This is a genomic window from Pseudomonas sp. FIP_A4, from assembly GCF_036701605.1.
Classification (GTDB): domain Bacteria; phylum Pseudomonadota; class Gammaproteobacteria; order Pseudomonadales; family Pseudomonadaceae; genus Stutzerimonas; species Stutzerimonas phenolilytica.
This window is the reverse complement of record NZ_JAYDXP010000056.1, coordinates 1-649: the sequence shown is the minus strand read 5'-3', so window position 1 is coordinate 649 and position 649 is coordinate 1. Positions and strand designations below refer to the sequence as shown.

Below are 649 nucleotides of genomic sequence, written 5' to 3'. Positions count from 1 at the left end.
ATGGCACCGAGCAGCGTCTCGCGCGGGGTCACATAGTGGCTCTTGGGGTAGAAGGTAAAGCGCGGCAGCTTGCGGATCACCTCGCCGGTCAGCGGATCGAACGCCGACAGGCTCTCCACTTCGTCGTCGAACCCCAGGGCGAGACCGCCGTGGTGCCGCAGTCGGACGTCGCCGTCGAGCAGGACCGCAACGCCATGTTCAAGTGGCCCGAAGGCGCCAGCCTGGAAAGCATCATCAGCACCATCAACAGCCTCGGCGTTCAGTGCGCCGGCGCGTTCCAGCGACTGCAGGATGCTCATCACGTCATCCTGCGTGGCGCCGAGGCTGTTGATGGTGCTGATGATGCTTTCCAGTCTGGCGCCTTCGGGCCACTTGAACATGGCGTTGCGCACCTGCTCGACGGCGACGTCCGACTGCTGCACCACGGCGGTCTCGGTTGACCCAGCTGGTGGCTGACAGCGTGTGTTCGGTGTATCCGTTCTTCGCGCCGGCCGTGGGTGCGCTGGGCGCGTTCACGCCCCACAGCTTGCCCTCGACGTAGAGGCTGACGCCCATGCAATCGTGCACCGGCAGCGGTTCGCCGATGCGGACCTGGCTGAAATCGCCCTTGCTGGTGATCAACTCCACCGGCTGCCCCGACTGCAGCGTG

The 649-nt window shown here is 65.5% G+C and carries 2 pseudogenes; both read right to left on the bottom strand.

Going from position 1 to position 649, the window contains the following annotated elements:
* Nucleotides 1-131: pseudogene (locus U8L64_RS00445) on the bottom strand (hypothetical protein); the annotation flags it as partial.
* Nucleotides 132-245: 114 nt separating this feature from the next.
* Nucleotides 246-434, bottom strand: a pseudogene (locus tag U8L64_RS00435) (flagellar basal body P-ring protein FlgI); the annotation flags it as partial.
* Nucleotides 435-649 lie beyond the last annotated feature (215 nt).